Source organism: Nostoc sp. (assembly GCF_036917615.1).
Lineage (GTDB): Bacteria > Cyanobacteriota > Cyanobacteriia > Cyanobacteriales > Nostocaceae > Nostoc.
The window spans coordinates 37264-59596 of the sequence record NZ_JBALCZ010000084.1 but is presented as its reverse complement, the minus strand read 5'-3'; the positions used below and the strand labels follow the sequence as shown (position 1 = coordinate 59596).

Genomic DNA, 22333 nt, shown 5'->3' with positions numbered 1-22333 from the left:
CTACTCAGATTTATCTAATTGAGCATCAGCCTAATTATGCCCAAACTGTTAGCCTTTCAGATATAGCGAGAGTCACTTGATGAAGGTTTAGATGGTTGAATCAAATATAAAATTTTCTGATTTGGTGTGGGTTTTTGTTTACGGCACACTTAAACCAGGTGAAGCTAACTATAAAAGATACTGTGCTGGCAAGGTAGTAGATGTCAAAAGAGCTTTTGTACAAGGTAAATTGTTTGCTCTACCAATGGGCTACCCAGCAATGACGCTAGGGGATAGCCAAGTTTATGGATATTTACTCTCTTTTTCTAACCTAAGGATTTTAAATGAGCTAGATGTGCTGGAAGATTACCAGCCCAATAGACAAACACCAGAAAACCTCTATAATCGACAAATGATCGAGGTTTATGAGCCACAGTCGCTCTCTCTGGGTTGGACTTGGGTTTATTTAATGACTCTAGAGCGAGTTAACCAATTAGGAGGCTTCCTCCAACCTGACGGCTGGTGGAGCGGCTGTGGTTTAACTGCAAAGTACAGTTATGATCTGTGAACTGTTAACTTTGCAATTAGTTTATGTCCTGTTTGGGGTCATGCCGTTGCGGCTGTACCTGATAGATTGAATTTTCTGGAGAGGCTACTGCTGCTTTCGGAATTTCAATTACCGGGTTATTTAGTCCCACCATCAGAGGGGAAGGTGGAACCATAGACACTGAGGACGTTTGTATTGGTTCTATTTGTGGTCGTTGTGCCAGTTGCGATGTCCTCGAACCACCAGGTACTAAGCCAGATACTGCGCCGATCACACAGGCAGCGACGGCTGCACCTCCCACCATCCAGTTTAAACGGGAACGGCGGCGCAAACGTGTCAATACTTGCTGAACTCTTGCTTCTGGTGACTGTTGGGCTGTTGGCACTGGGAGAGTCCGCAAGCCTTGGCGCAGCTTTAAAAGTCGGGCATACAAGCATTGAACTGAGGCATCATTTGCCAGCCATTCTTCTACTTGCTTGCGTTCTATAGCCGTGACTTCACCATCGAGATAAGCACTCAATAACTCGAAGCGATCGCGCTTCACCATATCCATAAGACCCGTTGATTCATTGGTATGATTGGCCATTCCATCTGGCAAATCTTGAGGAAGTTGCAAAGCAGAACGGTCGTAAAACTGAGAATCAGTAGTCATCTTAACATTATTACCAATTCATACACGGGTAAACTGGGCGGGAATTTGGGGAAAATTAGCCAATTTTCCTCCTCAGGGCAGAAGCGATCTACGTCTTTATGGGAATTCTTAATCTATGCTTCAATTCTGCCATTGGGCAGAGGCAATATCGTGTAAATTAGGAGTCTAAATAATTCTGCAAGTGAGCTTGCAGCCTCGATCTAGCTCTGGCTATTCTTGATTTCACAGTTCCTAAGGAAACTCCAGTGATTTCGGCAATTTCTTCGTATGCCATGCCTTCGATTTCTCTGAGGACAATAGTAGTACGAAACACTTCTGGTAAATCCGCGATCGCCTCCCGCAGTTGCTCGTAAAATTCTCTAGTTGTCAGTTCTTCTTCCGGACCTGGGGTATCGCCGGCGATTTCCCAATCCATCTCGCCGTCCTCTAATGAACGGGGAGCATCCAGTGACAAAGGACTCATAACCCGCTTACGTTTCCGCAACTCGTCATAAAACAAGTTGGTGGCAATGCGGCTTAACCAGCCCCGAAATTTAGCAGGCTCTTGTAATCGGTTAATATTCCGATACACTCGAATCCAAACTTCTTGAGCCAAATCGGCTCTGTCAGCCCAATCTGGAGCCAGGTGGTATAGAACTCTATCAACTTGACTTTGATAGCGGCGTAATAGTTCTGCAAACGCAACACGATCTGGTCGCAGTCCCGCTTGGCAGCGCAAAATTAAATCGTGGTTAGGGAGTTTGTCAACTTGCACTGATGCTTCTGGATACTTTGCATCAACCGTTGACCAGGATACAGTGATCGACTGACTCATAGATCGTACTGGCTCTAAATCATCCCTATCTATTAGACCTGCTAATGGGACAGAAGTTCCATGCTAAGGTGACGGATTTCTGACTGGAACACTGAGGCATACAATTTTGGATACATTTATAGCAATAAGGAGAGCCACTTTTTCCTTATACTGTTCGCATAGTTGCCCTTGCACTCATCAACTAACAAAGGCGCAGCAATATGCACATTTTGGTACTTTTAGCAACTGAGTATATACGCTTGATAAAAATAATTAAATTTGGTTATAAGGATGAAGATAAAAATTTTGTAATTTTCACTTCTTGATCCCTTTAAAATTCAGGCAATAATTTCTGGAAGTTGGGTTGCTGTGGTTACTATAATGGTGATTTATTTTTTTGATTTTGTGATTAGCATAGTTGCTGATTGTTCTGGTTGTGGCCCGTAGATAGCACCAGAGTTATGTTGCTCTGGTACGCGAACTTGAATAAAGAAATTGAGAGAAAATGTAATTGTGACTGCTAGCAATAGTTTTTCAAACATGGTTTTTCTCCCACCTACACCATTAATGATTGATTGCTACATTTCAAAAGTTCCACCAGAAAGTCCGAGTATTGGCTTACAACCCCCAGAACTTTGGAGGAATGAGATTGGTCACTTGGAGTTTTGCTGCTGGGACAATTCGCATAGTCTTAGTTTGCCCAGAGGTGTTGGCAGATTTATAACGGAAATGATAAGTATTGATAAATTTTTGATAATCGGATGATGAACGCATCCAATTGCTCGGCTGGATATGTCAGGGATAAACAATAGGCGATGGCAATGGTAAGAAACGAATCTGTAGGGCGTATGGTAATGTTGCTTTGTTTTGGCACAGCATTTTTATCTTTAGCTGTCCATTGGCGCATTACTACGGCCCAAGGGCAGTCTGAGAAGTCTGCATCTACTTCGATGCGGCGAGATGCTACCCTAAGCAATCCTAAGGGAAGCCGCCCAGAGGGAGTCTACAAGAATCTTTCACAAGTGAGTTTAGGGGAAATTGTGCTGGGTGCATCTGTGCCCTCTGGTGAAGTCACCCAAGGCTCAACTGCCGAGAGGGCGTTTACACCAAAGTCCTCTGCTATTGGATCTGGTACTAAGTCGAAAATAATTAAGAACAAAGCAGCCAAAGGAACTTCTCGGCGCCCAATTGCTCAAAGAACCCCTACACTCATGTCTTCTGGTATTAAGCCTCAAACTAAGTCGAAAATAATTAAGAATAATGTAGCGAAAGCAACCGACCTCCCAACTAAGACGCGGCTGGTGGCGCAAGCAGAAACACAAAATCCAGTTGCGGATAGTTGGCCAAAAACTCTATGGTCTCAGGCTTCAGCCCAACAAATACCATCTAATCGGCTGGCAAATGCCAAGAGGCAAGTAGTGGTTGATTTAAGCGATCGCCGTACCTATGTATACGCAGGAGATGAGGTGATAGCCAGCTACCCTATTGCTGTAGGTAAAAAAGGTTGGGAAACGCCCACAGGTTCTTTCCAGGTGATCCACATGCGACATTATCCAATTTGGCGGCACCCGATTACTGGCAAAGTATTTGAGGCTGGTACGGATAGTCCCTTGGGAGACAGATGGATTGGTTTTTGGTCAGATGGACGGAATGAAATTGGCTTTCATGGCACGCCGGATATTGACCTGGTAGGAACGGCTGTATCCCACGGCTGCTTAAGAATGCGTAATTCTGATGTCAGATTGTTGTATGAGCAAGTGAGTTTAGGGACAACAGTGTTAGTACGTGATTAATTATAGAGTCATTGGTCATTAGTCTTTTGTCTAAAACAAATGACTAATGACTCTTAAAGTTATAATTTTTGCTCAAAGTTAGGTGCGTATGCTTGGAGTAAAGCACTAACTTGGCGTACAACTTCATTGCCAGTGTTTTTGCCCAAGGCTTGCCGTTCTGGGAAGAAATTGGGTCGATCAAGGTAACGGTTAATCGCCTCACTTACTTGCTGAGAAATTAATTCTTGCAGTTGTGCCTGAGCTGTTTGGCGCTGGAAGCTAGCACCTTCTTCTGTAGTAGCATACAAAGGTGGTAGCCGATTGAGAGCGTAAGCAGCAATATCCCCGACATCCAGAGAACTTTCACTAGTGGCTTCAATTTCTGCGACTCGGGCGATCGCTTCCGTTAGTACCAATTCTTCCATGACGTTAATGAATTGTTTGCGAGGTACCGCCACTACCTCACCAGTTAATAGCGCACCCATTAGCCGATCCAGCGCCATATACTCTTCAATTGAGAGTTCCGAGGCATTGTCACAGATTCTACCGACTTCTGCTTCCATTGCTGGTGTCAAAAAACCATCCTGGAGAGCTTGTTCTACAATTTTTTCGATACTCATAACGCTTATCATCATTTATGTTAGCCAAGCAAGGTAGGGACGGTATCAATCCAATTTATTTTTCCTAATTCTCAGCAAAAAAAACAAAAATTATGCACAGACGCGATCAACTCCGCTTCTACTAGTTAACGACCTTAGTTCGCCAAGGTGTTGGATCAACAGATTGTCCGTTGACATACAGACCCCAGTGTAAATGTGGCCCCGTGGCAGCACCTGTTGAACCTACTGCGCCAATTAGTTGACCAGCTTTCACAAAGTCACCTTCTTTAACGTTAATCCGACTCAGGTGCATGAAAATACTAGTTACTCCTTGACCGTGGTCAATGCCAACTACGTTACCGTGTACCCGAAATCCTTGGGATACCCTACCTACCAAAGCAACTCGCCCAGCGGCTGGGGCAATTACTGGTGAACCGGCAGCACCAGCGTAGTCAAGGCCACGATGATAGTAGTCTTTTGCAAATGTACCATTATAGTAGCGTCGTACACCATAGTTTGTACTCATCCGCCCGGCATTTGGCTTTAGGAATACTCCATTCCAATACTTTTGTGGTGTTTGTAACGCCTTAAAAGCTGCCACGCGCTTAAGTTCATATTCTGTGGCATCCACTCCGGCTTTGCCAGGTGGCAAAGTAATGCGTTGTACGGGGAACTTGCGATTAAGCACATTCACAGCTAAGTTTTGTACCTGACCATCTCCTGCAACCCGAAGTGTTCTAGTACCAGCTTTTTCTAGTGGAGTTGTGGGAACAAAAGCCCGATACTGATTGGGCGCAATTTCAAACGCTGGGTATGTATTCTTACCACTAGCTACTGTTGGATTTGTACCATTTTCCGGATTATTTAAATTAATCTGCACCGATAGTGTATCCCCTAATTTAGGATTAGTTGGACTCACCTTTACTTGTAAAGCGTCTACAGGCAATGCCAAGGTGAGAGGGAGAACAGCAAATATTCCCAATAACACATTTATTGCACGGCGATTGGCTGTCAAAGTTTTGACATTAGAACCGAACAACTTTTTGTTTGAACTGCTAGCGCTATTCTCAATAATCATAGAGCTACAAAAAATCCCTTGCTTGTGTTGGAAAATAGACTAGCTTATTACTACTAGTGTTTCCTGTTTGAAGCCGATGTTATTGAAAACCATAAATGTTAGGAAATCCTCCAGTAACTTATGGATTGGAAGGGCGAATTATTTAAACTGTAATTTTAGAGAATTGATTTTAACTCTAATAACCAAGGTATAGGACATTAGCAATCAGCATAAAATTTAACTATATTGATGGCAAAAACGCTCTCGTGACTTGCCATAGGTGTCACTTGTTAAGCAACAAAAAAAACTCGTTGTGGTTACAGCCATTACATAAGAATACTTAAACTAAATCTTGGAATCAACAGGACACTTATTCAACTGGACACTAATATCACACTGTTAGGTTAAAATCGCTATAGGGAAATTACGCAAACTAGGTAAGTAAGTCGGCGAGGAGAAATCAAACTATATTAAATAATGTAAATATCTTCAAATCCGCTCGTAGTGTTCGCAAAGCGTCTCGTAGAGAGCGGCTCCAACCCTGTCTTCTCTACCAGAGGCTATGCCAACGAGTCAGACGCTACGCACAGTCGCTCTAAGCGTTCAGCGTCTCTAAGAGTTGCCATGTCCCAGGCTTTACGCAATGCTTACGAGCGTCACCCGTCCCTTGCGCGTCTTTGTCAGGAGAAGGGTAAGCGCTTTAGCCCCAAAAAACCATAAATATAAATAATGCACAAATTTAGTTTTGCGAGGTCACACTTAAGATTTACTTGATAAATCAACTCTAAATAATGGAATGGGTTGATCAACTTTAGACTGATAGGTTTACTTTTGACTTGAGTTTGCCATCTTCCATGTGAACAATGCGATCGGCAATGTCTAGGATGCGGTTGTCATGAGTAACCATCAAGATGGTACAACGTTGTTCTTTTGCCAGTTTTTGGATGAGATTGACTACATCTCGTCCCGATTGACTATCAAGGGCGGCGGTGGGTTCATCCGCTAGGATTATTTGAGGATGACTGACTAAGGCGCGGGCGATCGCTACTCTTTGTTTTTGTCCCCCAGACAATTTATCAGGATAGTAATGCAAATGATTTCCTAATCCTACCTGTTCTAGCATTTGGGCTGACCTAGCTCGCATCTTTTTTAACCCAAGATATTTGTGCAATTCCAAAGCCATTTTGACGTTTTGGAGTGCCGTTAAGCTACCATGCAAGTTATGTGCTTGGAAAATATAACCGTTATGGCGTCGCGCCTGTACTAGTTCTTCAGCACTAGCACTACAAAGTTCTCGTCCCAACACCCGCAAACTACCAGATTGGGCAGAACGCAACCCACCCACTAAGGTCAGCAAGGTAGTCTTTCCAGAACCAGAGGGTCCGGTCATGATAATAATTTCACCGACGTTAATCTCCAAGTTGATGTTAGATAGAACTTGCTTGCGGAGTGAGCCGTGACCAAAATGCTGGTTGAGATTCTGAATGGAGATGACGGGAAGCATAACAATTTTGGATTTTTGATTTTGGACTTCGGCAACTCTTAGAGACGCTCTTGCGTTCGCTCAGTCGAACGATTTTAGATTCGGGATTGTTAATCTATCCCAATGCCCAATGCCCTATGCCCCATGCCCATTTCTAAAACATATCAGCGGGGTCGGTGGCTTGGAGTTTGCGGGTGGCGATCGCACCGGAAATTGCACACATAATGATAGTCAGCACCAATACCTGCAATGCCCGAATCGCAGTCATATACATGGGCAAATTTGTGGCAGTGCGAGTCAGTTGGTAAAGTGCTAAGGACACTCCTAATCCGGGGAAGAAGCCCAGTGCTGCCAAGATCAAGGACTCTTCAAGCACCACACCTAGCAGGTAATAATTGCGATATCCGATTGCTTTGAAGGTGGCGTATTCCCGAACATGGGCATTTACATCGGTGGAGAGGACTTGATAGACGATAATTACGCCCACCACAAAGCCCATCGATACACCCAAACTGAAAATAAACCCAATTGGGGAATTTGTTCTCCAGAAATTGTTCTCAAATTCAATAAATTCGGCGTGGGTTAATACTCTGACATCATCTCTCAGGTAGGCTTTGAGCATAGCTGCCACTTTTTTCGGGTCATAGCCTGGTTTAAGAAGAATCAAACCTAGACTGACACTGCTGGACTGTCGCCCAGAAAATAGCCGCAAAAAGTTTTGATCGCTGGTGATTAAGTTGCCATCAGAGCCAAAGGAAGCCCCGACTTGGAATAAGCCACTAATGGTAATTGTGCGCCGTTCTATTTCGGTGGTTAGGGTTTTACCTTGGTCAATTTGAGCGATCGCTTTTTGATAATCTCCTCTTGCACCACGGTCGAACAAGACGGTATCCGGCATTTTGATCGCTTGCAATTGCTGGTTAACATCTGGTAAGTCAAAAGCTGGCTTGTCTGGGTTAAAGCCGATAACTAATACCCCCGTTTCACGATGTGTTTGGGGATTCTTCCAGATTGTGTTGTTGAAATACATTGGTTCCGCCGACTTTACCCCTGGTATATCCATTGCTTGGTAAAGTCGCCGACGAGAAAACGTAGACAAGCTTGGCAGGTTACGGGCTTGGGAACTGGTTAAAACAATGTCTGCTTGCAAACTGCGATGTAGTCTGGTATTACTGTCATACAGCGCAGTTTGAAAGCCTAGCTGCATGAACATAAGAAGATCCGCAAAGGCAATGCCTGACAATGCCACTAAAAGACGGCCTTTTTCATGATTCAGTTGTAGCCATCCTAAAGGTGTTCGCCGTCGTAGTTGTTTGATCAATTGCATCATAAGAAGTGGAGAGTGAGGGCGTAAGGAGGCAGGGGAGAGTTAGAACTGGATTCATCCACCTTATGTCTCCATTCCCAATGCCCCATGCCCTTTTCATAGTTCAATTACTGCTTTAACTTGCATATTGGTTAAGGTGGCAGCTTTTCGGCTGGAGGCTTCATCTAATCGGATATGGACTTCCACTACTCTGTTGTCGATATTGCTGACGGGATCTGTGTTAATGACATTCTGCTGTCGCACTTGCAAGCCTTTGCGATCTACGATTCCCTGCAATTTAATCGGGAGGTAATCACCAAATATTCGCACTTGCTGCCCTGAATGCACTTTGCCGATATCGCTTTCGTAGACTTCGGCTATGACATACATCTGGTTGGTTTGTCCGATATCAGCAATGCCATCATTTGAGACTAATTCGCCAGGATAGGTATGGATCTCGAATATCTGTCCATTTTGAGGTGATCGCACCTCAGCTTGTTTCAAATTGGCTTTTGCTAGATTCATCGCTGCTACGGCACGATTGACTTCTGCTTGGACAACTTCTACATCCACTCCTCGGACTTCGGCGATTTCATCAAGTGTTGCTGTGGCTTCTTTGATCTGTTGCTGGCTAGTTGATTGAGTACGATTTAACTGTGCCTGTGCTTCTTGCAGGCTTTTTTGGGCGGTTTCCAAGTTTAAACGCTTGTTATCCCCTTGAGAGGCGGAAATTGCGCCCTGTTGAGATAGTTGCTGATAGCGTTCGTCTTCTGCTTGGGCGTTACGCACTTCGGCTTGTAATCGCTCAATTGTCGCTGCTTGGGTATTAATATCACCTTGGCGTTCTGCTTCTAGGCGGGCGATCGCAGCTTTTTGGGCGGCAATTTCACCGGGTTTGGCACCTGCTCGGATGCGGTTTCGGTTTGCCTGGGCTACTTTCACTTGTTCCTGCGCCTCTTTTAATGCTGCTTGCAAGCGATCGCAGCTGTTCAAAATCGCAATCACCTGTCCTGCTTTTACCCTATCCCCCTCCTTCACTAACAACTTTTCTACCCGACTTCCTTCTGCGGACACCGCAGCAGAGAGTTTTATTACCTTTCCTTGTGGTTCAATCCGTCCTAAAGCTGTTACTGTTTTTAACTGTGGCAATTGTGTTGCTGGCACTTGTGCCTCTGGATTTGCATAATTTTGCCAGCGTTTTACTATATAAAAACTTATTCCGCCAACCAATAAAGATGCAATTATACCTATAGCAACGGATGGACGCAGAATAAACTTAGGGAACGTTCTGTACCCTAGCTTTGAGTTTCGCACCATAGATTACCTCTTAACTAGTGGCGCAGAAAAAACTAAATAGATTAAGTTTTTCTCCTTACCTCTTTGCTAATTTTTAGTTCCTTTGTTAGTTATTGTTGATTTATCAAAACAAATTTCATAAGTCATAATTCAGTATGAATTGGAGTCCGAGTGGCAGATGAATAAACGGTGTTTTTGCACCCCGACTAAATCTTCTCCTTCCCTACAACGTGAATTCGACGAACCTCTCCCTGTCTTGAACTAAAGTTCAAGTCTGTCCCTCTCCGAGTCGGAGAGGGACAAGTTTTGCGTAGTAAAATCAGGGAGAGGTCTTTTGATTTGTGTGACATATTGAACTCACGTTCTACAGGACACTGCGCGAATAAAGACGCGCAAGGGAGGATTTAGTGGTAGTTTTAAACCCCTTGATTCATACACCAGTGCGTACAGAATTCATGGCTTTATTCTGGCGACTGACGTCTTAATTGTTTACTGATAACAAAAAGCCACTCTTCAATATTAAAAGACTTCTGTTCCTGACGAACTACTTTGGTTTTTTGAAAGTACTCAGGTATAGTAAACGGTTTCAAAATTTCGGGTTGTAACAGCGCCAACAATCAACAGGCAAATTCAGTCATAAGGAAATATTTTTTTATGAAAAACAAATAAATTTAAATTCCTAAAAAATATCTTTAAATTTGATGTCTAGATAATTTTTAGTGATATATTTTACTCCGAAAAGTTATTTTCCTGAGTTGTATTTTAAATTAACCAGGTTTCTAACAAACACCTAAGTAGATTGGACTAAATTAGAAATCGCCATGAGCAATTCCTCTGGTGCTACAGGTTTAACGATGTGCTGTTGAAACCCTGCTGTTAGTGCTTGCTGCTGATTGATTTCGCCTGCATAAGCAGTTAGAGCGATCGCTGGAATCTGTTTTCCCCCTACTTCTGCTTCCAGTGTTCGCACCTGTTGCATCAGCATATAGCCGTTCATCTCTGGCATCCCAATATCGCTGAGTAAAATATCTGGCTTTGACTGTGTTAGCGCTTGTAATGCTTCATCTCCTGATGCTACTGCGGTGACGATCGCTCCAAACTGCTCAAGCACAAAGCTGAAAAAGTCGCGGGTATCAGTATTGTCATCCACAATCAGCACTTGTATTCCCATTAGGGGAGAGGAAACAGGAACCTCAGTTGAGGAATCGCTATTCGTGTCATCCTTGATTATTGTCCCGTCCTTGATCAGCGGTAACTTAACTGTGAAGATAGCTCCTTTGTCCTCGCCAAGACTTTCGGCCGAAACAGTTCCACCGTGCATCTCGACCAAGTGACGAGCGATCGCTAGACCTAACCCTAGCCCACCAAATTTTCTAGTTGTGGTACTGTCACCCTGACGGAAATAGTCAAACACATAAGGTACGAAGTCAGGGTGAATGCCCTTACCTGTGTCGCTCACCGTAATCTGCGCTTGAGCGTCGATGCACTCCAATTGCACATTTACTTTTCCTTCAGGCGCTGTAAACTTGACGGCATTAGATAACAGATTCCAGAGGACTTGCTGTAAGCGGGCTGAATCACCCAGAACTTTCCCTATTGGGTCAAGCATCGTCTGAATTTGAATGGTTTTAGCCTCTGCTGCCAAACGCACTGTGTCCATTGCTGCTTCAATGGTAGATGCCAGATTGACTGGGATCATGTTGAGGTTGAGTTTACCTTGGAGGATGCGAGAAACATCTAGTAAGTCTTCAATTAGTTGAGCTTGTAATTTGGCGTTGCGTTCAATAGTTCTCAGTGCTTTTTGAAGCGCTAACTCATCAAATTTACGGCTCTGCAACAGTTTTGCCCAACCAAGAATTGGATTCAGCGGCGATCGCAATTCATGGGAAAGTACCGCCAAAAACTCATCTTTTATCCGGTTAGCAGCTTCTGCTTCCTCCCTAGCTTTTTGCTCGAGTTGCAAAAGGCGATCGCGTTCTTCTTCCGTGCGTTTGCGATCGGTGATATCAGTTAGCATAGCGATCGCACCTAAGAACTCACTCTGTTCATTTAAAATCGCTCTAGCAGAAATCAGTGTCCAGATGTACGAACCATCCTTGCAGCGCAATCGACCTTCTTTAAGATCACTCCCTTCTCGCTTCAGCCATTGCAGTTTCTTTTGGGCTACTATACCATCAGCCTGATCCATAAAATCAAATATGGAACGACCGAGCATTTCTTCTGCCGGATAGCCCAACATCTGTGACAACCGCTGATTTACGTACTCTGTTTGGGTTTCTTGGTCAATCAACCAGATTCCTTCATAAGAGGTATCAACAATTCTGCGATACCTGGCTTCACTCTTCTGTAAAGACTCCTCTGCTTGCTGGCGCGAACGCCGCTCTTTAGCTTCCCGCAATGCCCGTTGCACCGAGGGAACTAACCGCCCTAGCCGTTGCTTCAATACATAATCGGTTGCACCATTCTTCAAGGCTTCGACCGCTAATTCTTCGCCCAGTGCGGCAGAAACAAAAATAAAAGGAACTTCAGGAGTGCGATTTCGGGCAATTTCCAAAGCAGAAATTCCATCAAAAGATGGCAGGGCATAATCGGAAAGAATTAAATCGAAAGTCTCTGATTCCAGAGCAGCTAAGAAATCAGCGCCGGTTTCAACTCGGATCAGTTCGCAATTAATTCCCCCTTCAGTTAGCATTGCTTGGGCTAGCTCTGCATCTAACAGACTGTCTTCCAAAAGCAGGAAACGGAGCACATTCATCATTTCCTCTCCTGTTGACGATAAGGCGCCGGAGGTAGAGCACCAACAGGAGGCTGATTGATCACTGCCCAAAACAGTCCCACACCCTTAATAGAATCGACAAAATCATGGTAATCTACTGGCTTAACAACATAGGCATTAACCCCTAACTCGTAGCATCGAACTAGGTCTGGCTCCTCACGGGAAGAGGTGAGTACGACGACTGGAATCACTCGCATAACTGGGTCAGATTTGAGTTGTGCCAGTACTTCTAGTCCATCGATTTTAGGTAGTTTCAAATCAAGCAGCACTACAACAGGATAGCCTTCCATTCGCAACCGAAACAACCCTCGGCGATAAAGATAATCCAGTGCTTCTTCTCCATCACGTACCACCACCACTTCGTTGGCCAGATGATTTTCCGACAAGGCAGCTAGGATTAATTCTGCATCGTTGGCACTGTCTTCAATCAGCAGAATTCGCTTGAGTTCTTTCATTCACTCTCCTTTGTCAACAACTTAGGTAGTGAGAAATAAAAGGTGGCTCCACTGTCAACTACAGCCTCTGCCCAGACTCGACCGTTATGTCGATGAATAATGCGTTGCACGTTTGCCAATCCAACACCTGTTCCTTCAAATTGTGAGTCGCTATGCAGGCGTTGAAATACTCCGAATAGCTTGTGGACATATTGCATATTAAAGCCTACGCCGTTATCTTGGACAAAAAAGACAACTTCGTTTTCATTGTCACTACTTCCAACAGTAATTTCTGCTGAGTTTCGAGTCTGGGTATATTTTACGGCATTGCCCATCAGGTTGCGAAGCACGAGCCGCAGCATGGAGGGGTCGCCTTGGACTTCTGGCAGTGACTCGATCTGCCAATGAATTATGCGTCCTTGGGTTTCTGTGAGCAAATCGCGTTTTATCTCTTGCACCAGTTGCTCCATATTCAGGTTGATGTAGCGCATTTCGGTGCGCCCCATGCGCGAAAATGTCAGCAACTCATCGATCAGTATTCCTGCCTGTTTTGCAGTTTGGGCGATTATCCCCAAATAGCGCTGACTTATTTCATCTAAGCTTGTTGAGCTATGCCGCTTCTGAAGCAATTCTATAAATCCGGCGATGTGGCGAAGCGGTGCTCGCAAGTCGTGAGAGACTGAATAGGAAAACGATTCCAGTTCTTTGTTGGCGGCTTGGAATTGGAGGGTGCGCTCTTGAATCCGTTGCTCCAGCATTTCGTTCAGTTGTAGTAGGGCAGCTTCGGCAACTTTGCGATCGTGAATGTCGCTGGCGATGCCCACCCACTTGATAATTTCTCCGGCTGCATCTCGAAATGGTAAACCGCGCACAATATGCCAACGATAGCTCCCATCAGAAACTTGACGAAAGCGAATTTCTATTTCGTAGTTTATCGCGTTAGCAACAGCCTGCATCGAAGTTTTTAAGACGCGATCGCGGTCATCGGGGTGAATGGCATAAATCCAGCCATAGCCAGCGGTTTGCTCCATTGTCAGTCCGGTGTAGTCTGACCAGTATTGATTGCAATAGGTAATACCACCAGGGCGATCGCCCATCCAAATAGCCTGTGGCGACACTTCCGTTAAAATTCGGTATCGCTCCTCGCTGTCATGTAGCGCAACTTGTGCCAACTTGCGATCGTGGATATCAACACAAGAGCCGATATAGCCGAAAAACTCCCCTGTTGGTGCCAAGTATGGTACACCAGTATCCAAAACCCAACGGTATTCGCCATCAAAGCGTTTGAGGCGATATTCCATTGTAAATTTTTGTTGGGCATTAAAGGCATTAACGTATGTATCTAAGCAACGCTGAAAATCATCAGGATGAACACCTTCAGCCCACCCATTGCCCATTTCTTGCTCCAGAGTCCGTCCGGTAAAATCTAGCCAGAATTTATTAAAGTAATAACAAAGTTTGTTAGTGCTAGACATCCATAGCAGTACGGGAGCGGTGTCTGCCATCTGGCGAAAGCGGGCTTCACTTTCACGCAACGCTGCTTCTGCCTGATTGCGTTCGCGTAGCGCAGCTTGTTGTTCGCTGATGTCAGTGATCAACGCTGCATAACCTTCAACGGTTCCCTGTTTATTAACCTGGGGAACAAAAATAGCATTAATATAGCGTGTATCACCATCTTTATAAGGCATTTGACTTTCAAAAGTCACCTGCTCTCCTGCAAGTACCTGTTCCACATAGGGACGAACTCCTTCATAGGCGGGTTCACCCACAACTTCCCAAAGATGCTTTCCATAGATATCTGCCGCCGGATGCCCAAACCACTCTTGATATGCTCGATTGTTGAAGCGATAGCGTTGTTCTGAATCTACAAAGGAAATCAGAACTGGCAGCGTATCTGTAATCAGGTGAAGTTGTGTTTCTCGTTGCCGCAGTGCTTCCTGATTGGCCTCTGTTAAGCGATCAAACCTTGCCTCACTTTCCTGGAGGGACTTCAGGCTCGCCTCAGCTTTTTGTTGGGCTGTGCGGCGTGATTCGTTGAGCGAACTGATTAACCCTGCTGTCAGCATGAACACCACCAACGGTACTAATCTGTTCAGATTTGTAATGTTCTGCGGCTCAAGGGGCTTGAAAAAGAAGTAGTTGATTGCCAAAGTAGACAAAACGATTGCAAGTAGCCCTGGCCCTAAGCCACGGTACCAGGTACTCACCATGACCGCAGCAAAAAACAGCGCCGCAGGTGTCGCGGTCAGGTATGGATTAAGCAGCAGAGTTACCGCCAGTGCTAAGGCAACAGATAACAAAGCAATAGCATAGTCCAGCAGTTGTTCCCGGATCAGTGTGTTCTTTTCGCTACCGCCAGCAAATATATTTTGGGGTTCAGATGCCCTCACTTTATGACTCATAACCCTAATCTGCTTCTGGAAAATACTGACTCAGCAGTCTTTTGCCGGGTTCACCCATCTTCGGTAACATTTCTTCTATTAGTTTTATCGCTATCTGTGAAGGCGCTGTATGCCCATTCTCCCAACGATTGACTGTTTTAAAGGAAACTCCTAATCTCACAGCAAACTGTTTCGGAGAAAGATTGAGTTGCTACCGAAGCTCCGGAATTAAATTTAAAATTTCCAGCCGCTTTGTTACAGACATTTCTGTATTTTATCCCCATAGGATAATTAAGATAAGACAGGTGTCCTATTCTTTGTCTCTTACTTAGGGAATATTTTCTCCGTTTTCGTCTCTAACGGAAGCGTATTAGTTCAGAGGATGTTTGAAAAGTTTTTTGCTGTGATTTTAGGCACTTATTGATCCCCCCTAACACAATACGGTTCGGTTAAGCTGCACAGTCCTTAAAGATCCCCCAACCCCTCTTAAAAAGGCTTGCTCATAACCCTCTTTTACCCCCAATTTATCGGGGGTCGCCGCAGGCGGGGGGATCTTAACCGAACCGTATTGTAAAGTCGAGATCAGAGGATGCTTAGAAAGTCTGAGCGCTCTCTTTTGGCGCTCAGACTTTCCGCAAAATTCACATATTCAAGAGAGTTTCAGACTTTTATTTAAACTTTGATTGTAGCAAGATCCCGCAGGAGAACTGAACGGAGTCGAAGCCTAACCGTTCAGGACGAGCTAGGTGTTGACGTTGCGGGTCTTAAACACTTTCATTTACCATAAACCCATATTTTTTGAGTATAATCTTGACTTGACTGCCAGATAAAAACTGGACAAATTCCTTGGCAGCAGAAGTATTTTTACTACTCTTGAGCACAGCCATTGGATAGACAATCGGTGAGTGAGACTTATCGTCAGCAGCGACTACAATTTTTACCTTCTTGGAGATTTTGGCATCAGTGGCATAAACTAAACCCGCTTCGGCATTACCACTTTCTACTGCTGCCAAAACTTGACGCACATTGTTAGCAAAGACCAATTTTGACTTGACCCGATCATAAATTTTCAATTTATTTAAGACTTCCTCCCCATATTGCCCTGCGGGTACACTTCTGGGTTCACCGATCGCAATTTTGTTAATCTTACTATCTGTTAAATTGTAGAAACTACTGATGCCAACAACATCCTGAGCCACAATCAAGACTAGACGGTTATTTGCCAGGTTAGTACGGCTACCTGGTAGCAACAGTCCTTTTTGTTCCAAGGCATCCACTTGCTTTTTGCCAGCAGAAATAAAGACATCCGCTGGCGCACCTTGCTCAATCTGTTGCTGCAAGGCACCAGAAGCCCCAAAGTTATAACTAATATTGATATTTGATTTACTTTGTTGGTACAAAGGTTTAATTTCTTCCAGCGCATCTTTTAAGCTGGCAGCTGCTGACACGAGTATGTTGGTGTTTGACTGTGCTATTACAGGAGAAGGAGTAACCAATGGTAAACCAATCGCTAGCAGTAAGCCAGCAAATGCTATACCCAGAAAGCCAAAAATTTGTCTTCTTTTCATAGAAAAGGTGCTTGAGAGGTTTTTTTACTAAAATTGATGCTACGTAGAATCGTAACAATAATACCAAGATTTTCCCAACTATATCGGTAAAATTATGCCTAGAAAAGAACAAGGGTGGGTCACATTCCAAACCTCAGAAGAGGAGCGAAAGATTTTGGAAGAGTTTTGTGGCCAGTCTCAGCGAACCAAGACCGAGATTCTTCGAGAACTGGTACGTGGTCTTAATCAACACTCTTCACCATCAAATTTGCTACCAACCATAAACACAGAAGAGGAAGATATCTACACTCAACAGCCTGAGATAGAAACTAGTATTCAAAAGAAACCACTCAAAGTTAGCTCCCGCAACATTCTGAAGGGTGTTGTTAAGCGAGTTGTCAGCGGAGCTGTTAATAGTGAGGTGACGCTGGAGATTATTCACAAAGTTGAGTTAACTTCGATTATCACCAGAGTCTCGGTAGAAGAGTTGGATTTGTTTGAGGGGAAAGAGGCTTATGCCGTTATTAAGTCCAACGATATAGTTATTGCCAGGGAATAGGCTGTTGTAGCGAGAATGATTTGAGACATTACCTTGTTAAGAATCTCTGACTCGAGTAGCACTAAGTTATGACACAGCCCTTGCCCTGACGGGTTAAGAGTCTTAAAACTCTTAACCCGTCCTGGAAGGTTCCGCCTCCTCTTTCTTGACAAGAGGCAGCAACCCTCTCGGAATACATTAAGAGTCTTAAGACTTTTAACGAGGCAACACAAGCCTTTGGGTTTTTCTTAGTGCCATTCGCTTCGGAGTCAATTTCACAATCTTGATTTCGGTGTCGGCTCAATACCTAGATGATATTTTATTCACTCACCACCGTGGCTGTACCCTTTGGTGGTGTGTCGAGAATTGCCAAAATTTTAGGAATCAGCCCGCTCATATCTGCTAATCGATTCGATGGTGCTTGCAACACCAAAACAGCTAAATATAGAACTGCCAAATTTTGCTGAAACGGTAGATTCCGATCCACCGTAATAAACACATCAAATTCAATTTCGGCTAAACGCAAGAGTTCTCGATCTTTGATGCCAGCCCAACCCATCTATGGCACCGTTTTTACAATATGCCCAGACAACTGCCTTGCCAGTTTTCGGTCAATACACTCGTCAATCAAAATATTCACAACTATGCAACCAGCTTCAGGATCTGCGCTTGTGCGGCTTCCAGAAAAGCAATCAACTGTTCTCGTTTCACTGTGGGAAATCCGTCTAGAAAATCATCAATGGAATCTCCCGCCTTCAAATAATCCAGCAGGGTTTGCACAGGTACTCGCGTTCCTGCGAAGACTGGCGTACCACTCATCACATCTGGCGATGCGGTAATGATTGCTGACTGACTCATTATCCCCCTTATAAAAGCATTGCAAGTCGGCTATCTCATTCTAATAACTGCCCTGACTCAAGCAGTAGTCACAGCGTTCGCTCTCCCTCGATGCGCCTGTTGTGCAAGGTTTACAGCCATTTTACCAACCTCTTGCACCTATTTTTCTACACACATAGGTCATTCCCATTCCACTAGCAGATTGTGACTTAAAGGTTATTTCTTCGGGTGTCTCATCTTGTCCTAATAGTTGCCCTGACTCGCTGTAAGTTTCCATATTAGTCATTGTTAATCGAGAGTCCCCACATGCAGCATAAAAAGTTATTTTAAAAATTTTGCTTGCATGATGTGTTATTAACTTAAATTCAGTTCCTTCAATTTCTTGTGTATCAAGCAGGATGGGTTCACCTGCTTTGTTAGTACCCAAATATCTATATCTTTCAGCCTGTTGTGCATTTGCACTTCCAGATATTAAAATTCCAGTGATTATAATGAATGCTGTAATTTTATTGAGGAACATATATTTTTTGGGTTGTTTAGCTGTTTTTAGCTTGACCCTAATATTTTTTTAAATCCTCGGTGATTACATCAAAAATTGTATAAAGACTCGGTGAACTGTTTTATTTTGCAAAGAAATAATCAAACGCGAAATCCTAATTTTTTCGTTGTTTTTTAACCTTCGTTGCGATCAAGAGTAATTGCTTCACTACGCTTAGTGCCATTCGAGCCAGAGACTCTTAAGCAGGTTTTAAAGGGGTTTTGGCTTAAGTTGACACTAATGAAGATTGCTGTGCCCCTACCAACCTATTTGTATCATTATTAAAGTGAAACGATATTAACCCTAGCGTATTGGGTTAAGTTTTGTCGTACTCTATTTGTCCATAGTCAAGTTTAATAATTCGGTTTGCTAAATGAAAATAGCGATCATCGTGGCTAATCACCAGGACTGTTTTGCCCCGCGATCGCAGTTCTGGTAGTAGTTGAGTGTAGAATATTTCCTTGAATACTGGATCTTGATCAGCTGCCCACTCATCAAATAGATAAATTGGTCGATCTTCCAAGTACGCCGTGAGCAAAGCTAGTCGTTTGCGTTGTCCTTGAGAAAGAGCAGTTGTAGAAAGTTGCCCATTTTCAACTTTCACTTTCTGATCTAGTTGCAGTTCTTTTAAATATTTTGTGGCTTGAGTATCCAAATTAGAATTTTTTAATCCTAAAAGTTCTTCAAATAAATAAAAATCTGAAAATACCACGGAAAAATGCTGGCGATACCATTCTCGGTTATGTTCGTTAATTAACTCATTATCAAACAAAATTTCGCCGTTTTCAGGGATGTAAAGTCCGGTAATTAGTTTCGCTAATGTAGATTTTCCGCTACCATTACCGCCGACAATAAAAACTAATTCTTGAGGATAGAGTGTCAGGTCGATGGGGCCAAAGATAAAACTATTGTCTTCTTGATCTGTGTAGTAAGTGTGGGTAACACTTTTAAATTTCAAGCTGTGCCAATCAAATTTAAGGGCAGGTGGAACAGTCGATATTTCAGTTCGACTAGCTAGAGATAAACCCAGTGACTCGATTTTTTGCAAGGCAATGCTGGCTTTGCTTAATAGGGGAAATTTGCTGATGATGTTATCCATTGGTAACACCAAATAAGTCAAAATCAAAATGTAGGCAGAGAGAGTTTGGGGATTGATGGTAAGTAGATTAGGCAGCGCGAACAGTACAAAACCGAGGGCAAAAAAGAATACTAGTTGACCCCAGCTTGAAGTTGTGGCAAAAAGGGTTAGACCGTTAACGTTGTGATCACGGAACTCGTTAGCAGTTGATTGCAGTTTTTCTTCTAAAAAGTCTTGACGCCGACTGTAATTCAGCTTGAGTTCCTTGACTCCTTCGGTAATGGTGCGAAAATGTTTAAATAGGTGATCTTCATCTTCACGAGCCAGGGCCAGCAATTTCCCTCCTCTATTGAGTAGCCACTGACAACTAGCGATCGCTACTACTGAAATTCCACAAACCATCAGCAGTACTAACCAAGAGAGCCAGGTTATATATGCTATACCACCCAGGACGATCGCTAGATTAATAAAGATAAAAGGCATCTGATAAACAGCATTAGCAACCGCCTGAATATCTTCTGTTAGAGTTGCCAATAATCGAGAATTCCCTAAGCGTTCCAGATGACTCAACTCGGAAGCGAGAATTTTACGACTCAAACGCATCCGTAATTGCAAAACTGCATTCTGAGAAAGGCGAATCAGCATCACTTGAGAAATGATACTGGTAATCAGGGCAACCATTGCCAGCCCCGCAAAACCCCAAATTATGGATGTGAGGCGGGAAGTGGAGCTGCTACTTGCAGCACGGCTAATTAGGGCAATCAAGCCAGCACTACTACCACCACTCAGGAATCCCGTAGCGATCGCGATCGCTACCATCCCCCACGAAGAACGCAAAAGAAAATAAATTAAATTCATGATAGATGCCTATGCCCCATGCCCTATTTTCAAGATAGTTGTTTGCAGACCAATTTAAGTTGCGCTTCTAGGGTAAGTTTTCTATCTTACAGTTAAAAATTTCTGGAATATCACGGTAAGCTAGTTGGAATTACAGCTGATTATGTCAATAAATTGTCAAGTTAGCTGCTCAGTTTTCCGGGGTGAAATTTGCGATGACTGTGAATATGAAGTCTTTGGATAAACAAATTCATGTAGCGGCCGATTCAAAAACCGCTGCTGTCACTCAAGGAACCCGCTACGTTCCTTCGCACCATCGACGCATCCTCTGTATCTTTCCCAAGTACAGCCGTTCCTTTGGTACTTTTCATCACGCCTACCCACTCATGGGTAATGTCCGGGCTTTTATGCCACCCCAAGGTATTTTAATTGTGGCTGCCTACTTACCTAAAAAATGGGAAGTGCGGTTTATTGATGAGAATGTCAAATCAGCAACTAGGGCTGATTACCAATGGGCTGATGTGGTGATTGTGAGTGGAATGCATATCCAAAAACCACAGATTAATCAAATTAATGAACTTGCTCATCGAGCCGGCAAAATTACAGTTGTGGGTGGCCCCTCGGTATCTGGTTGCCCAGAATATTATCCGGAATTTGACATTTTAAATTTGGGTGAATTGGGAGATGGAAGCGATCGCATGATCGAATATCTCGACCAAAATCTGGAACGTCCTCAAGCGCAAATTCGCTTTGAAAGCAAGGAACGTTTGCCCCTAACAGAGTTTCCCACTCCAGCTTATCATTTGCTGAATATCAATGATTATTTCCTGGCAAATGTCCAGTTTTCCAGTGGTTGCCCTTATCGCTGCGAGTTTTGTGATATTCCAGAACTCTATGGCAATAGCCCCCGGATGAAAACACCAGAGCAAGTAGTCGCGGAGTTAGATGCAATGCGGCGATCGGGCAATCTGGGAGCAGTGTATTTTGTTGATGATAACTTTGTTGGCGATCGCCGCGCCGCCATGAAGTTAATTCCTCATCTGATTGACTGGCAAAAGCGCAATGGCTACCCCATCCAGTTTGCCTGTGAAGCAACGCTCAACCTAGCTCAAAGTCCAAAACTGCTGGAGATGATGCGCGAAGCCTATTTCTGCACAATCTTTTGTGGGATTGAAACACCGGAACCACAGGCTCTCCATGCTATTTCCAAAGACCAAAATCTGAGTATACCGATTTTAAAAGCGATTCAGATTTTAAATAGCTATGGCATGGAAGTAGTATCAGGAATCATCATTGGGTTAGATACAGATACACCAGAAACAGCAGACCGAATTATCGAATTTATTCGGGCATCCCAAATTCCGATGTTGACAATTAACCTACTTCATGCGCTACCTAGAACTCCTTTATGGCGGAGGTTAGAAGCAGAAGGACGACTTGTCTATGATGAAAGCCGCGAATCAAATGTGGAATTTTTGATGCCCTACGAGCAAGTTATTGAGATGTGGCGGCGCTGCATCACAACTGCTTATGAGCCGGAATTTTTATATCAGCGGTTCGCCTACAACATGGAACACACCTATCCAAACCGCATCGAAGTACCCAACAGCCCAGCTCGCGCTTCTGGAGCTAATATCCGCAAAGGTTTAACTTATTTAAGCAATATTTTGTTGCGAATAGGCGTATTTAGTAACTATCGTCAGACTTTCTGGAAAATGGCCAAGCCAGCATTGAAAGCAGGTAATATTGAAAACTTGATTCACGTTGGACTTGTCGGACACCATTTGATTAAGTTTGCTCAAGATTGCGCCAAAAACGAAGAATCGGCTTCCTTCTATTCTCAAAAAATCCTTACCAAAGTTCGTAGCTAACTGTTGCTTTAT

The 22333-nt window shown here is 43.8% G+C and carries 21 protein-coding genes and 1 pseudogene; 5 read left to right on the top strand and 17 right to left on the bottom strand.

The window, feature by feature from the left end; translation table 11 throughout:
- Positions 1 to 91 precede the first annotated feature (91 nt).
- Positions 92 to 547 carry a gamma-glutamylcyclotransferase family protein gene (locus V7K85_RS30410; protein ID WP_334819486.1) on the top strand — a complete coding sequence of 152 codons (456 nt, stop codon included), beginning with the start codon at positions 92 to 94 and terminating at the stop codon, positions 545 to 547.
- 16 nt (positions 548 to 563) lie between these two features.
- Here V7K85_RS30410 and V7K85_RS30405 read toward each other — a convergent pair whose 3' ends face one another.
- The 3 genes from V7K85_RS30405 to V7K85_RS30395 all read right to left on the bottom strand — a co-directional run bounded on the left by V7K85_RS30405 (position 564) and on the right by V7K85_RS30395 (position 2513).
- Positions 564 to 1178: an anti-sigma factor family protein gene (locus V7K85_RS30405; protein ID WP_334819484.1), complete on the bottom strand. Its 615-nt coding sequence runs from the start codon at positions 1176 to 1178 to the stop codon at positions 564 to 566.
- A gap of 157 nt (positions 1179 to 1335) precedes the next feature.
- Positions 1336 to 1992 carry a sigma-70 family RNA polymerase sigma factor gene (locus V7K85_RS30400; protein ID WP_181928358.1) on the bottom strand — a complete coding sequence of 219 codons (657 nt, stop codon included), beginning with the start codon at positions 1990 to 1992 and terminating at the stop codon, positions 1336 to 1338.
- Positions 1993 to 2360: 368 nt separating this feature from the next.
- Positions 2361 to 2513, bottom strand: a complete 153-nt coding sequence (locus V7K85_RS30395) for a hypothetical protein (protein WP_334819481.1) — start codon at positions 2511 to 2513, stop codon at positions 2361 to 2363.
- 29 nt (positions 2514 to 2542) lie between these two features.
- Here V7K85_RS30395 and V7K85_RS30390 point away from each other — a divergent pair, with 29 nt between their 5' ends.
- Positions 2543 to 2695, top strand: a complete 153-nt coding sequence (locus V7K85_RS30390) for a hypothetical protein (RefSeq protein WP_334819479.1) — start codon at positions 2543 to 2545, stop codon at positions 2693 to 2695.
- Between the two features lie 97 nt (positions 2696 to 2792).
- On the top strand, positions 2793 to 3764 hold the full coding sequence (locus V7K85_RS30385) for a L,D-transpeptidase (RefSeq protein WP_442940633.1): 972 nt from the start codon (positions 2793 to 2795) through the stop codon (positions 3762 to 3764).
- A gap of 59 nt (positions 3765 to 3823) precedes the next feature.
- Here V7K85_RS30385 and V7K85_RS30380 read toward each other — a convergent pair whose 3' ends face one another.
- From V7K85_RS30380 to modA, 10 genes and pseudogenes are all read right to left on the bottom strand, one after another.
- Positions 3824 to 4363 carry a late competence development ComFB family protein gene (locus V7K85_RS30380; protein WP_334819475.1) on the bottom strand — a complete coding sequence of 180 codons (540 nt, stop codon included), beginning with the start codon at positions 4361 to 4363 and terminating at the stop codon, positions 3824 to 3826.
- A gap of 121 nt (positions 4364 to 4484) precedes the next feature.
- Positions 4485 to 5420 (bottom strand): M23 family metallopeptidase, encoded by a 936-nt coding sequence (locus tag V7K85_RS30375; protein WP_334819473.1) that lies wholly within the window; start codon positions 5418 to 5420, stop codon positions 4485 to 4487.
- Between the two features lie 790 nt (positions 5421 to 6210).
- On the bottom strand, positions 6211 to 6903 hold the full coding sequence (locus tag V7K85_RS30370; RefSeq protein ID WP_334819471.1) for a DevA family ABC transporter ATP-binding protein: 693 nt from the start codon (positions 6901 to 6903) through the stop codon (positions 6211 to 6213).
- 133 nt (positions 6904 to 7036) lie between these two features.
- Positions 7037 to 8209 carry an ABC transporter permease DevC gene (gene devC / locus V7K85_RS30365; protein WP_334819747.1) on the bottom strand — a complete coding sequence of 391 codons (1173 nt, stop codon included), beginning with the start codon at positions 8207 to 8209 and terminating at the stop codon, positions 7037 to 7039.
- 96 nt (positions 8210 to 8305) lie between these two features.
- Positions 8306 to 9505 carry an ABC exporter membrane fusion protein gene (locus tag V7K85_RS30360; protein ID WP_334819469.1) on the bottom strand — a complete coding sequence of 400 codons (1200 nt, stop codon included), beginning with the start codon at positions 9503 to 9505 and terminating at the stop codon, positions 8306 to 8308.
- A gap of 769 nt (positions 9506 to 10274) precedes the next feature.
- Positions 10275 to 12242: a hybrid sensor histidine kinase/response regulator gene (locus V7K85_RS30355; RefSeq protein ID WP_334819467.1), complete on the bottom strand. Its 1968-nt coding sequence runs from the start codon at positions 12240 to 12242 to the stop codon at positions 10275 to 10277.
- A complete protein-coding gene (locus tag V7K85_RS30350; protein WP_334819465.1) occupies positions 12239 to 12715 on the bottom strand; it encodes a response regulator in 477 nt (158 codons plus the stop codon). The genes V7K85_RS30355 and V7K85_RS30350 overlap by 4 nt, the downstream gene beginning before the upstream one ends.
- Positions 12712 to 15096, bottom strand: coding sequence for a PAS domain S-box protein (locus V7K85_RS30345; protein ID WP_334819463.1), 2385 nt, complete (start codon positions 15094 to 15096; stop codon positions 12712 to 12714). The genes V7K85_RS30350 and V7K85_RS30345 overlap by 4 nt, the downstream gene beginning before the upstream one ends.
- A gap of 4 nt (positions 15097 to 15100) precedes the next feature.
- Positions 15101 to 15274, bottom strand: a pseudogene (locus V7K85_RS30340) (helix-turn-helix domain-containing protein); the annotation flags it as partial.
- Between the two features lie 565 nt (positions 15275 to 15839).
- Positions 15840 to 16643, bottom strand: a complete 804-nt coding sequence (gene modA / locus V7K85_RS30335; RefSeq protein ID WP_334819461.1) for a molybdate ABC transporter substrate-binding protein — start codon at positions 16641 to 16643, stop codon at positions 15840 to 15842.
- A gap of 94 nt (positions 16644 to 16737) precedes the next feature.
- Between modA and V7K85_RS30330 the strand changes: the two genes are divergently transcribed.
- Positions 16738 to 17181 carry a TOBE domain-containing protein gene (locus tag V7K85_RS30330; protein WP_334819459.1) on the top strand — a complete coding sequence of 148 codons (444 nt, stop codon included), beginning with the start codon at positions 16738 to 16740 and terminating at the stop codon, positions 17179 to 17181.
- 298 nt (positions 17182 to 17479) lie between these two features.
- Here V7K85_RS30330 and V7K85_RS30325 read toward each other — a convergent pair whose 3' ends face one another.
- The 4 genes from V7K85_RS30325 to V7K85_RS30310 form a co-directional block, all read right to left on the bottom strand.
- Positions 17480 to 17719 (bottom strand): hypothetical protein, encoded by a 240-nt coding sequence (locus tag V7K85_RS30325; RefSeq protein WP_334819457.1) that lies wholly within the window; start codon positions 17717 to 17719, stop codon positions 17480 to 17482.
- Positions 17720 to 17802: 83 nt separating this feature from the next.
- Positions 17803 to 18021: a DUF433 domain-containing protein gene (locus V7K85_RS30320; RefSeq protein WP_334819745.1), complete on the bottom strand. Its 219-nt coding sequence runs from the start codon at positions 18019 to 18021 to the stop codon at positions 17803 to 17805.
- A 118-nt stretch (positions 18022 to 18139) separates the two neighbouring features.
- Entirely contained in the window at positions 18140 to 18517 is a 378-nt protein-coding gene (locus V7K85_RS30315; protein WP_334819455.1) for a hypothetical protein, read from the bottom strand.
- 334 nt (positions 18518 to 18851) lie between these two features.
- Positions 18852 to 20471: a cyclic peptide export ABC transporter gene (locus V7K85_RS30310; protein ID WP_334819453.1), complete on the bottom strand. Its 1620-nt coding sequence runs from the start codon at positions 20469 to 20471 to the stop codon at positions 18852 to 18854.
- Positions 20472 to 20665: 194 nt separating this feature from the next.
- Between V7K85_RS30310 and V7K85_RS30305 the strand changes: the two genes are divergently transcribed.
- Positions 20666 to 22321 (top strand): B12-binding domain-containing radical SAM protein, encoded by a 1656-nt coding sequence (locus V7K85_RS30305; RefSeq protein ID WP_334819451.1) that lies wholly within the window; start codon positions 20666 to 20668, stop codon positions 22319 to 22321.
- The last annotated feature ends 12 nt before the right edge of the window (positions 22322 to 22333 follow it).

Excerpts from the sequence above, each read along its gene's own strand:
- V7K85_RS30375 (WP_334819473.1), bottom strand. The coding sequence starts at position 5,420 with ATGATTATTGAGAATAGCGCTAGCAGTTCAAACAAAAAGTTGTTCGGT.
- V7K85_RS30315 (WP_334819455.1), bottom strand. The coding sequence starts at position 18,517 with ATGTTCCTCAATAAAATTACAGCATTCATTATAATCACTGGAATTTTA.
- V7K85_RS30305 (WP_334819451.1), top strand. The coding sequence starts at position 20,666 with ATGACTGTGAATATGAAGTCTTTGGATAAACAAATTCATGTAGCGGCC.
- V7K85_RS30350 (WP_334819465.1), bottom strand. The coding sequence starts at position 12,715 with ATGAAAGAACTCAAGCGAATTCTGCTGATTGAAGACAGTGCCAACGAT.
- modA (WP_334819461.1), bottom strand. The coding sequence starts at position 16,643 with ATGAAAAGAAGACAAATTTTTGGCTTTCTGGGTATAGCATTTGCTGGC.
- V7K85_RS30400 (WP_181928358.1), bottom strand. The coding sequence starts at position 1,992 with ATGAGTCAGTCGATCACTGTATCCTGGTCAACGGTTGATGCAAAGTAT.
- V7K85_RS30405 (WP_334819484.1), bottom strand. The coding sequence starts at position 1,178 with ATGACTACTGATTCTCAGTTTTACGACCGTTCTGCTTTGCAACTTCCT.
- V7K85_RS30410 (WP_334819486.1), top strand. The coding sequence starts at position 92 with ATGGTTGAATCAAATATAAAATTTTCTGATTTGGTGTGGGTTTTTGTT.
- V7K85_RS30395 (WP_334819481.1), bottom strand. The coding sequence starts at position 2,513 with ATGTTTGAAAAACTATTGCTAGCAGTCACAATTACATTTTCTCTCAAT.
- devC (WP_334819747.1), bottom strand. The coding sequence starts at position 8,209 with ATGCAATTGATCAAACAACTACGACGGCGAACACCTTTAGGATGGCTA.
- V7K85_RS30325 (WP_334819457.1), bottom strand. The coding sequence starts at position 17,719 with ATGGGTTGGGCTGGCATCAAAGATCGAGAACTCTTGCGTTTAGCCGAA.
- V7K85_RS30370 (WP_334819471.1), bottom strand. The coding sequence starts at position 6,903 with ATGCTTCCCGTCATCTCCATTCAGAATCTCAACCAGCATTTTGGTCAC.
- V7K85_RS30385 (WP_442940633.1), top strand. The coding sequence starts at position 2,793 with ATGGTAAGAAACGAATCTGTAGGGCGTATGGTAATGTTGCTTTGTTTT.
- V7K85_RS30360 (WP_334819469.1), bottom strand. The coding sequence starts at position 9,505 with ATGGTGCGAAACTCAAAGCTAGGGTACAGAACGTTCCCTAAGTTTATT.
- V7K85_RS30380 (WP_334819475.1), bottom strand. The coding sequence starts at position 4,363 with ATGAGTATCGAAAAAATTGTAGAACAAGCTCTCCAGGATGGTTTTTTG.
- V7K85_RS30345 (WP_334819463.1), bottom strand. The coding sequence starts at position 15,096 with ATGAGTCATAAAGTGAGGGCATCTGAACCCCAAAATATATTTGCTGGC.
- V7K85_RS30310 (WP_334819453.1), bottom strand. The coding sequence starts at position 20,471 with ATGAATTTAATTTATTTTCTTTTGCGTTCTTCGTGGGGGATGGTAGCG.
- V7K85_RS30355 (WP_334819467.1), bottom strand. The coding sequence starts at position 12,242 with ATGATGAATGTGCTCCGTTTCCTGCTTTTGGAAGACAGTCTGTTAGAT.
- V7K85_RS30330 (WP_334819459.1), top strand. The coding sequence starts at position 16,738 with ATGCCTAGAAAAGAACAAGGGTGGGTCACATTCCAAACCTCAGAAGAG.